This window comes from Ignavibacteriales bacterium (genome assembly GCA_026390595.1).
Lineage (GTDB): Bacteria > Bacteroidota > Ignavibacteria > UBA10030 > UBA10030 > UBA9647.
Genome location: JAPLFQ010000001.1, coordinates 1 through 11,244 on the forward strand (window position 1 = coordinate 1; position 11,244 = coordinate 11,244).

Consider the following 11,244-nt stretch of genomic DNA (forward strand, 5'->3'; position numbering starts at 1 on the left):
AGGCGAGAGAAGCTGTCTTGGAAGCAGTCGGAATCTACAACACCGAGCGTCCACACTTGAGTCTTGCAATGATGACACCTGAAATGCGCTTTGCAGCGTGAACACTAAATCAACTCTGTCAACTTCTGGCCGGACGATACACACCTCCCGGCATCTTTCTTCCGTCCAACGTCTCACTGTTGCGTTTCGGTTCCTGATTTCACCTGGTGAGTATCGTCACTTCCCGAAGGCTCTTTGGACCCAGCGCATGGTCCTGAGCCATGGTGATGACGGGAAGTTCCTGATGGTCCAGTCCGAGGTGTTGCACACAGTACATATCCACCGCTACACCGTTGGTGCCAGCCACAACCTGCATGGGGGTTTTGAGTTTTCCCGGTCCGGATGGGCCGTTGGTGGCCAGGATCTCCGTCACGTCTGCCACGCACAGGTCAGGCGACCGGACAAGGCAAAGATCGGCAATGGATTGAGCCAGGAGTTCCGGCTTGCTGTAGTACCCCTGGAATAGAGTTGTTACCACGGACCCGTCGCCGATGTGACACCGACGGCAGGTCGACGACGAGAATGCTCCCATCATGTTCTTGAGGTTCCCGGTATATCTCGTTCCTCTGTGGTCCTTGATAATCGGAACGTTGATAAAGACATCGGCCGACAATAACGCTGATGACACCGACACTTCCTTCATGGCCTTTCCGCGCACGAGTTTCATGTCCGTTCTACCGTCGGATCGCCCGATCAACGAGATCTCCCGCGAGAGCTTGCCCGAGAACGTACCCCGATTCCAATAAGCACCCGGAGTATTTTCGATAGCGATAATGCTGCCGGCTCCGGCATCAACGCACATCTTGACGACCGCAAGCGCTATGTCCGGGTTCACAGAGGTGCCCGGCCGCTCGAACACAGAATTGGTGAGCAGGGCGACCGAAGCCCCCTTGCTGACAAACTTCTTCATGCCCCCCAGTGCCTCGACGGCGATCATCGTGTTATCAAAGAACCTGTCGCCTGCAACAGCACAGAGGCTGATTGCCGGCGGGGTACCGGGCGCCATGCCGAGAAGCGGCGCTGGCAACAGAGATCCTATGAGCACTCCAGTTCCGGACACGCCGCACCGGCGGAGGAATTCACGACGGTCAATCTGGCTGTTCATGGTGACCTCCCGTTCAAGCTGATCAGGACTTGTAGGCATCGAGTATGACCCTGCCGCCTTCGGTACAGTGGACGCTCCTTTTCAAATCCCTGCCGCGTTCTCTCGCCTGTCTGACAATGTCCAGTTTCAGGCCCAGAATTCTGATATTCTTATCGACAGTATTGCGGAAGATGACTTCCGGGTCGTTATGTTCGGGTTGTGCCATATGGATGGCGTAGATCTTCTCCATCCCGGACAGCATGGGGATAAAATGATCCCCCTTGCCGCAGAAGTGGATTGCCCCGCCGCCGAATGTCGTGAGTAGCAGCTGATCGTAAGGACGGATAAACTCCTCGAACATCTCGGGGGAGAGATTCATGGCAGAATCGTCTCGCAACATGATCTGTCCTTTGTGCATCATGGACCAGTGCGTTGCATATCCGTCTCCCGGCGGGACCAGCTTGTTCCATTCGTTCAGGAATGCAATGTACGTCTGCGTGATGAAATCAAGCAGCTGATGGATAAAAACCGGTTGTTCGATCAACGCTGTGACGAGATCGCTTCCATAGAGGAGTTCACACACATCCATGGGCCCCTGCAAATCCGGATGGTAGATACTTACGTACCGCCGGATTTTCGGGTACGAATTCATCCACGAATGGTACCAGTCTGCCATCTCAAACACCCTGGCCCCTAGTCCGTTGTGCAGGTTCGGGATTCCTTTGTCCGGCAAGGAACGGAGATCGGCCTCCCCGCCTCTCATGGGCCTGGTTGTCGGCAGCGTGTTCAGCGCATCGTCCATCATGAACATTTCCGCTTCGAACAAGGAGGGGAGAATGCCCGTTCCGTAATTGCACCGGACATTGAGCAGTTGACCTGTGCCGTTTGCTATTGCATCAGAGCACAGCTTGAGCTGATGCAGGGCCATCAATTCGTAGTTTTCAAACGCTGCATTGATTGAAATGTCGGGCCAGTCTATCGTTGGCGGGATTTTCCGATCTCGTTGAGGGATGAAGATATCGGCATCACTCGCCCCATCGCAAAAGGCCTTCCATTCCGAGAGCAGGCTATCTTCAGACCTTGAATCGATCCTGGATTCCAGGTCATTCAGATACTCTTCAATCATCGTATTCTCGGCTGAGAGATAATCATCGCCAAATTTCCGTAGCCTGTGAACCGACCGGATCCATGGAGTGCCCGTCACCTAACTGGAAGTACGTCGTGATTTCTTAGACGGCGGCGCTGCTTGTTCGGTCCCTGTGAACAAGGAGCGCCGTGCCTACTATTCCGGCAATCAGGAGTCCGGTGTCCTCGAGTATCCCAAGCTTCAGTGCGGCCGAGAATCCAATGAGCGACCAGAGAAACGGTATGATTAGAACGTTCTTCGGGACTTTGAGATCCGTCCACAGCAACAGGCCGAAAGTGAAGATCGTCGTCGGGCATGGCAATCCGAACGTCGGAGCTTTCGGATAAACATGGCCAAACAGATATCCGAGGAGCGGATACAGAATCATCGCGTACAGGAGGAGCAACGCGCCGGTGAAGCCGTAGACGTTTGGCCTGAAGTGAAAGGACAAACGGCGGTACAGAGCACCGAATACGAGAAAGAGACTTCCCTGAATCGCGTTCAGAATGGCAAAGACATATGCCGCAGAATTGATGGCCGTAAAGAAAGAAAGGTGATAGGCGATGCCAATCCAGAACCACAGGAACGCAAGGATTGCGACAATAAGGCGATCTGAGAGAACGTTCTTTTCTACAGCGAGAATAATGGCTGTCAGGCCCAGAACGTTAAAAACGATTTGAAGTGGCCAGACAGCGTTGTTGTAATGTTCGAATACCAAAAGAAATTGGTCGGGAGTGAAAGGGAGATTCATGAAATTGTCCGTGTGTGGTTTACATCAGCGAGGGTAAGAGCACTCATGTGTTTATCGCCAAACGGCGAGGATGGCACCTGTGACGCTCAATGCCACCAGGTGACATCCAATGCGGATCATGAAGAGCCTGAATGGATTCTTCTCCCAGATCATTTCGCCCAGCTCCAGTGTCACGACGAAACCGATCCAGACAAGGATTCCAACAGCGATTCCTTCAACCATGGACGTGGCATTGGCGAGGTACACTATCACGGCCAACACCAGGGCTATCACCACGTGTCCGACGATACCCGCAGGAAGCCATTGGCGCGCCGGCTTCATGTCTTGTTTCGTGAGCTCCATCCATTGCTTGCCGAAGAATTCTGGCCTGAACCAGATCACGCTGATGACCATGTGAGCAAATCCGGCAACGAGAACGGCTGCAATGTTGATATTCGACAAAGCTGTGTTGAGCAGCATTTTGCACCTGGCTTTCTGGTTGTCCTACGTGTTGATTGATTCGACTGTTCTTCGGGAGCTCTGCTCCCGATGCAACATGGCTGATCGTGAGCAGAGCTCGCGAACTTCAAACGGGCCACCTCAAAAAGAGCACGTCATCCTGAGGCCGCGTTTTGCAGTGGGACAATCAACGAATGCGGCCGAAGGATCTGCATGAGGAAAATCCAATGCAAGTAAGCAAACGTGAATCAGATCCTTCGACTTCGTCCTTCGTCTCGCCCAGAATCGGGGCTCGCTCAGGACTGCGCTCAGGATGACGTTTCCTCTTTCTGTGACCGCTCGGAATATCCTTCGACTACTCCCCTTAGACTCACCGCCTTCGGCGGTTCCGTCAGGGTCGCTCAGGACTTCGCCCAGGATGACATCTGCTATTTCCATCGGCTCCATGCTCGTTGGGACGCTTATCAGCATGTGAATCGCATGGCGAAGCATCGCTTCGCCCGACAAAGCCCTACACTTTCGGTTTCCTGAGTCTGCCGGTCACCACGAGCCCCATCCACAAGATCAGGATCGCCACCATTGTAAAGAACAGCGCCCTTCGGACTAAGTACGTGTGTCCCCCCTCCGTCGGATACAAGGAATACGCCAGCTGCGGTTTGAAGAGATAGCGCTCGATATTGCCCAGCAGAAAAGTCCTGTCCGTGAAGAATCCGGCATAGATCTCCCGCACATCCTCCACGTTCGGCGGACGTCGGTACTTGATAATCGACTGCGGATTGAATTCGCTCCGGTAGAACTTGTTGCACAGATTGAAGGGGACCTTCGCCAGCGTGTCTTTTGCCGTAATGGCGGGATTCTTTTCAAACCCCCAATCCGCATAGATGGTGACAAACGTGCTGTCGAACGCGTTCAGCTGGTTCAGGTGGAAGATCTGTGCCGTGTTCAAAACCTGTCCATCCCGATCGGTGACGTAAAGCTGTCCCTGCGACAGATCGACGAACGCCCAACGGTGCTGCTCTCGGATGTACGATTCAGCCCAGGAATGGCCCGTGTAGACGATCCTGTCGTCCTGCGTGCGGGCGCCAAAGACAAACCGCGTCGGGATTCCCGCCCTGTTTGCCCAGTAGACATAGACCTGCGCGTTTTGTGTGCACCAGCCTTTGCCGGTCCCCGCTGCCATTTCGCCGAACAGGCGGTATGGATCCATCCATCGTTCGGCGTCCTTCGGCACGCCGCCTGAGCCTTTGAGTTTCTTGCGCAGGTAGGGGAAGAGCTTTTCTATGCGTGTGAGCGTTGGGTCTGTATCGCGAATGCCAAGCTGGTTGTGCACAATGCGGTCTGTTTCGGCAAGCCCTGCTTCACCGACATACTTGTAATCATCCACCCAGTCGTTGACGGATAATTGCTCGAACTGTCCGCACGGCACGTTGGACCGGACGATGTAGACGTCGTTGTGTTTCATCCCGAGCGAACCATAGAACTCTTCTCCGTAGAATTGGATGGAGATTTCGACGGGGAGCATCTCCGGGCGTGCGACAGGAATGAGCTTGTAGGTGTGCAGCGCTGCAAGCGTCGTGTCAATTACAAACGAAGGGGACATCCCGGTGGCTTTCTGTTCCTTCCCACCATCCGTAAGGACGTTCCATTCCGTGTTACTGTCGGTGCAGGCGAGGTTCAGCTGGACGCGGTTGCGCGCAACGAGCTTCCAATCGCGTATCGTCGGCACATCGAGCGGATAGTAGAGCGTGGCATACGAAGCGGGGAAGAAGGATGATTCCCACTCGCGCGTGAAAAAGACGTACAGGTTAAGCGCGAGCAACACGAAGAACAGAAGTGCAGAGCCGCGAACGAGCCATTGCCGTCGTGTCATGAATTTGACCTTTCCGGGTAAGAACAAAGCAATCACGCAAAGCCGCAAAGAAAAGAGCTTTAAGTTTCCGTATCAATCCATTATGGCTTGGCGCCTTTGCGTCTTAGCGTGAGATTCTTTTCTTGCGTGATATTCTTCTAACTTAGCTAACACGAGTGGACATATCAAGGGGAAAGAGAGGAGAAGGGAGCCGCTATTTCCTCTTTGAGAATCCGATATGGGCGCAGAAAAGGAAAAGCAGGGGGCTTGCCGCAGAGCTTCTTTCAGGATCTGCCGCTTGCAGTGTGCTTCGCAGCAGTCTGTCTTCGCAATAGGACGAAGAGCATGAGGATGCCGAGCCAGGTGGTTACCGTGACAGCGAGGCCACCTTCAAGACCAAATGCGCCGCCTGTCAGCCAGGCGGAGCCCTGCAGAGTCACCAGTTGCCACCGCTCCTTGAGCTGTGTAGTGCCGCTGACTGACAATCCCAGGACCGGATCGATCAGGAAATTCCAGATGAAGTGAATTCCTATCGGCAGCCACAGGTTACCGGTCAGCTGATAAGCCAATGCGAACAGAATTCCGGCAGCAAAAACGTTGAACGCCGGCAGCCATGTGCCGTGGTACGCTCCCGCGTGATATGCCATGAACAGAACGGCGGACGCGATTATGGCCGCCGTGACATTGGTCTGGGATCGTATGGTCTGGAAAATATAACTCCGCACCAGCACTTCCTGGGTGACCGTATTGAGGAGCAGGCCGGCGGCTGACCATGCGAGCACCGATACAGATATATCCGCTCCGCGTTGAACCTGCAGCGAACCGGAGATCCACATGACCACCAGCGAGAGTGTCAGCCAGGCCGCGCCGATACCGAGCCCCGCGAGAAGATCGCGGATCCAGCGATCAGGAGAAAATCCCAGCGACAGAAACGACCTTCGATCGATGAAATGCGTCATGAACCAGGCGACAGCCAGGATCGTTGACACGCCGGCAGCCTCCAAATACATCCGCAACTGAAGCGCGGAAGTTTGCTGGAGCTGTTCAAACCTGGCTCCGAACGGAATGACGAACGGGGCAAGCAACAGTCCCCACAAGACAAAGAACAGTCCGGTTTTCCAGAGAATAATCCAAGTTCGGGTGAACCATGTCATGGTTTGTTTCATCCAATGAGTTCTCTTGAGGAGGGTTGCATTCAACGTACCGAACGCGAAGGGACAGATCAACAAGAATCACTACGGAGGTGGCGACCCATCTCTTCTTGAGAATGCAGTTTTGCTTTGCGCTCCTGGCGCTTTTGCGCGAAATTTCTCTAGCCGAGCTTCGGAAAGCCTGCATAGCTCCGCAAGATATTCACAATCGCCAACAGCGATAAGCCGAGCGAGAGCACTATGAACAGCCAGATCGGGCTGCTTCCGATGATGCCCTGCAGTGCGTAGAAGTCCCCTCTGTCGCCAGTGATGAATCCCACTGTTTCGCATACGAAGTCGAATGCAGGCCGGAGACACAGGAGCATGAAAACAAGTCCAACCCAGAAAGGATTCCCGGAAAACGTCCGCCGCAAGAGGAGCATACCGGTCACAAGACAAGCCAAATCCAGCATGTAGGGAGCGCCTGTCGTGATGAGTTGCTGCCAGCTTTGCGTGACTCCTTCCGTCGTGATCCATGCACGTCCAAACTCGCTGTTCCAGAAGCTCGGTATAAGCTTCATGGAGGTGACTTTGCCGCCAACCAGATACGTCGCGGCAACATGACTCAATTCGTGTATCGGCGAATAGACCGGATACCACAGCACAGGTATGCTCACCATACACGGTATGATGCTGCGTTGCGGCCAGGAACTCCTAAGGTAGAGGAAGAGGAGGGGGGTGACGATTGTCAGACATATCTCAAGCGTGCTTGACAAATAGTAGTTCATGTGACTGTCTCTGCTTTGTCCTGCATAGAAGACGGATGTCCGGCACCAGCCTCGACACCCTTCGACTTCGTGCCCGCCTATCGGCGGCCACTGCGCTCAGGGTGACGAGATAATGTTCTTCTACAGGGGACGGCCAAAAAAACGTCAGTCTGAGTATAGTCGAAGAGTGTCCCGGGCTCTGAGCACCCTTCGACTTCGTGCCCGCCTATCGGCGGTCACTGCGCTCAGGGTGACCGAAGCTTGCTTGCCCCGGATTGTTCGGGACCCGCCTTTTGGAGCCATAAGGCAGATGGGGATCTGCACACTTGAATTGTCAACGCAGGCGAGCGTACGCGAACCAGATCCTTCGTTGCAGTGCTGTCCCAAACGTACTATCGACCTTTTGAGTTTCGTCGAGAAATCTTCAATGATGATAATTTCAGAAGGCTCAACGTGGTCGAAATATCATTTCGACCTACATGTGGGACAGCCCCTGCGTTCAGGATGACCAGGATGTCTGCCTGCAATTACTCCTGAATCTTCGTTACGAATATCGTCTTGCCGCGCTGGAGATCTCTCTTCGTGCCATCAGGCAGCACGGCAATCGCTTCGATCCCTTTCGGTATCGTCACGTTCATCGAGAACGAACCGTTCACCTGTTTCCAATTCACCTTAATCATTCCCGACGGAGAGTTGAACGAAGCCGCGACGCTGTCGAGCGAGCCCGGAGTCGGAGCGATCAACACCTTCTTCCACCCAACGCTTCCGGGCTGCTGTCGTATACCTGCCAGATACGCGTAGTGCCATTCCATCAAGTGCCCGAGCATGAAGTGATTCATGCTGTTTCCAGTTCCCGGCCGAGCATCCCAGCTCTCGGGAAGCGATGTGAAGCCCTGGTTCACCATAAATCCGTAACTCCCCTGGGTCGTTCTACTATAGACGCGGTGCAGGACATCGCTCCGGTTTCCGTCGGCCAATGCCCGGATGAAGAATACCTGAAGCACCTCGCCAACAGTCTGCTGATAATCGCGTTTCTGCAGGTCATTCACAATTGCCTGCAGTACAGCCGGGCGATCGGTCTCGGGAACAAGTCCGACACACAGCGCAACGCTGTGTCCGGCCTGACAGGAACCGTTGTTCTTGAATGTTCTTGTGTCGGGGTCGTAGAATCGCCTCAGGAAATCTTTTTTTATCTGGTTGAAAAGGCTTTGATACTTCACCGCTTCGTCCAATTTTCCAAGTACACCTGCCGCATCCGAAACAGTCTTTGCACCGAGAGCCCAGATCGCCGTCGCGCTCAGCTCGTTTGGCGTCCACTGCGACGGCCCGTCTCCTTTGCCGTGACCGTAATCGTACCAGTCACCCAGGTTGCTGTTGATGATCCCGTCCTTGGCCGTGGATGACAGGTAATCGACGAACTTGCGCATGCTTTCGAAATTCGACTTCAGCACGCTCGTGTTGCCGTACCATTCGTACAAATGCCACGGCACGAGCACCGAAGAAACTCCCCACTCGGGAGCTTCGTTCCAGTATCCGTGCGGAGGTATGGCGACGAGGTAGTTCGGACAGTTGGTCGGCACGTGCCCATCCGGAAGTTGTGTGTCCTTGAGATCGCGCGCGATTTTCGTAAACCAGTTCTCGACATTGAACCGGTAGCTCATCGCCCGGCCCATGTGCCAGTTCTCCTCCTGCCAGCCGTTTTTTTCGCGGTGCGGACAATCAGTTGCAACGTAGCTCATGTTCGACCGGATCGACCAGTCGATCATGTGCTCCGCGCGGTTCTGCATTTCGCTCGAGCATGTGAATGTGCCGACGAGCGGGTTCGCGGTGCGGACATGAACCAATTCCATCTTTTTTATGACAGGGAGTTTCTGTGGATTCGGATCGCCCTCCGGCACGGCTCCGGTGACACCCACATACTGGCATCCAACATAACAGAAAAGAATCTGATGCGACTCGTTCTTGCCTCCGGCCGTCGTGTAATCGTGCCAGATGTCTTTGCCTGTTCCCCACGTGTAGGTGAATTTCACATGTCCGGTGGAGTCCATAAACTCACACGGTTTCAAACGGATGGTTTGTCCAGCGGCTCCCGAGACTGTAAAGCGCAGGAGTGCAGAGCTGTTTTGCGGGAAGACGTACGTGTATTCACCGGGATTGGGTGACATCACCTTCGTGGTCTTAAACACTTCGAACGCCTGCATTGCCGGGCCGTTGTATTTCTCAAGTGATGCTGCGGGAGGTTGAACAGTCGCGACCGGTTTCCACGAAGCATCGTTGAATCCCGGAGCGTTCCAGCCGGAGGGCACAAGCCGCGCATCATAGTCTTCGCCGGCGTAGATGTGCGAGAATGTCAGCGGTCCACTTTGCCACTTCCATGATTCATCGCTCATGACAACCTGTTCCTTGCCGTCTCTTGTCTTGATCCGTGCATCGAGCCAAAGGAGATACGGATATCCGGCTGCGAAGTCGGGCATGGCGTCGGTCTTGACGTACCGTCCGGTGTCGTTTGCCGCCGTGACTTGCCAGAACGAGTTTCCGAGCATCACGCCCCAGACGTTTTCTCCGTTCCTGAGCAGCTTGCTGATCTCGAATTCCTGCCAGTAGATCGTCTTGTTGTACTGCGACCATGGCTGGTTGATGAGCGACGTCCCGACGCGTTTGCCGTTGAGGAAAAGCTCATAGTGCCCGAGTCCAATGACACGCACCGTGGCGCCCTTGACCAGTCCGTTCACCGTGAACGTGGATCGCAGTATGGGGCAGGGGGTTTTCTCGTTCGTCGCTCCGGCGGCGTACGGGGAGATCCAGTGTGAAGCAGCGGAAATCAAAGGTTGAGCCGATGAAGAATATGGAATAATGGAAAAGTGGATGAGGCAGAAGATCAGTGCAATGCAGAAAGAGTATCGCATGGTGGTTTGGTCCTCGTTGATTGGCCACGGATTACACGGAAAGAACACGGATCTGCACAGATAACGATCCGTCGAAATCCGTACCATCAGTGTAATTCGTGGCTAATTCTTTTTCTTCGACAGTTTAACTGTCGAAGAAGGTCCATGTCCGACAGTTGAACTGTCGGACAACAGCTGGGTTGTCATCCGTGGTTCATTTATTTCATCGGATTTGATTGGCCACGGATCACACGGAAGGAACACGGATCTGCACAGATAACGACCCGTCGAAATCCGTACCATCAGTGTAATCCGTGGCTAATTCTTTTTCATTAAACGTGAGAGAGCAACTCTGGAAATGAATCTATGATGAAATCCGGCTCGAGCTGTTGCATCTGTTCCTTTGAAAGCGAGCCATACGTTACGCCGCAGGTTGCGATGTCGGCGCGCTTGCCTGCGTGTATATCGTTATCTGTGTCGCCGACCATGAGGGTTGCCGATCGCTCCCACGACTGTTCTTCCAGTATCTTGTTGATGATATAAGGGTCTGGTTTGAAGGGGATGTTATCGCTCCCCTGGATCTGGTCGAAATGGCCGTCGATGCCAAAATGCGTCAGCACCCGTCGTGTGCCGGGAGTCAGCTTCGTTGTGGCTGTCGCAAGACGAATTCCCTTCGCACGGATGGCTTCGAGCGTTTCCCTGACGTTCGGGAAAAGCTTCGTTGTTTCAAGTGCACGCGGCGGATAGTGCGCCTTGTAGAGCTCGGCTGCTTCGGCAATCCGGTGATGCAGGTCCGGAGGGAGAAGCCTCGTAAACGTCTCCGTCAGCGGTTTGCCGATGAGCGGGTAGATGTCTTCAAGTTTGAACGAATCGACACCAAGCTGATGCAGCACCCAGAGCTGAGCTCCGGCGATGTCGCGCTTGGAGTCAACGAGCGTGCCGTCGAGGTCGAAGATGATGTTGGTGGTGGAACCATGCAGCATATGTAATTCGGGATAGCGAAGTTGGTGAATAGTAAACAGTGAAGAGTAAACAGTTGTCTCGTCCGGGAATAAGTTGACAGGTAGTAATTACCTACCAACAGGAGCCGGGCGATGGAAAAGGTACAACGTCGTTTCAGTATAGCATTTAAGCAAGCCGTAGTTGCGGATGTGACGTCGGGACAGTATACTGTG

Annotated in this window: 9 protein-coding genes; all 9 read right to left on the reverse strand. The window is 54.0% G+C overall.

Going from position 1 to position 11,244, the window contains the following annotated elements:
• Window positions 1–199: 199 nt before the first annotated feature.
• Complete coding sequence (locus tag NTU47_00005) at window positions 200–1,144, reverse strand: DUF362 domain-containing protein (protein MCX6132163.1); 945 nt, start codon at window positions 1,142–1,144, stop codon at window positions 200–202.
• Between the two features lie 22 nt (window positions 1,145–1,166).
• Entirely contained in the window at window positions 1,167–2,249 is a 1,083-nt protein-coding gene (locus NTU47_00010) for a hypothetical protein (protein MCX6132164.1), read from the reverse strand.
• Window positions 2,250–2,352: 103 nt separating this feature from the next.
• Entirely contained in the window at window positions 2,353–3,000 is a 648-nt protein-coding gene (locus tag NTU47_00015; protein MCX6132165.1) for a DUF6064 family protein, read from the reverse strand.
• Window positions 3,001–3,051: 51 nt separating this feature from the next.
• A complete protein-coding gene (locus NTU47_00020) occupies window positions 3,052–3,459 on the reverse strand; it encodes a DUF1761 domain-containing protein (protein MCX6132166.1) in 408 nt (135 codons plus the stop codon).
• A 490-nt stretch (window positions 3,460–3,949) separates the two neighbouring features.
• The gene (locus tag NTU47_00025; protein MCX6132167.1) at window positions 3,950–5,308 is read right to left on the reverse strand and encodes a transglutaminase-like domain-containing protein; all 1,359 of its coding nucleotides are present in this window, start codon (window positions 5,306–5,308) and stop codon (window positions 3,950–3,952) included.
• Between the two features lie 263 nt (window positions 5,309–5,571).
• A complete protein-coding gene (locus NTU47_00030; protein ID MCX6132168.1) occupies window positions 5,572–6,453 on the reverse strand; it encodes a type II CAAX endopeptidase family protein in 882 nt (293 codons plus the stop codon).
• 146 nt (window positions 6,454–6,599) lie between these two features.
• Complete coding sequence (locus NTU47_00035; protein ID MCX6132169.1) at window positions 6,600–7,205, reverse strand: hypothetical protein; 606 nt, start codon at window positions 7,203–7,205, stop codon at window positions 6,600–6,602.
• A gap of 506 nt (window positions 7,206–7,711) precedes the next feature.
• Window positions 7,712–10,090, reverse strand: a complete 2,379-nt coding sequence (locus NTU47_00040) for a family 78 glycoside hydrolase catalytic domain (GenBank protein ID MCX6132170.1) — start codon at window positions 10,088–10,090, stop codon at window positions 7,712–7,714.
• A 311-nt stretch (window positions 10,091–10,401) separates the two neighbouring features.
• Window positions 10,402–11,052, reverse strand: a complete 651-nt coding sequence (locus NTU47_00045; protein ID MCX6132171.1) for an HAD-IA family hydrolase — start codon at window positions 11,050–11,052, stop codon at window positions 10,402–10,404.
• Window positions 11,053–11,244 lie beyond the last annotated feature (192 nt).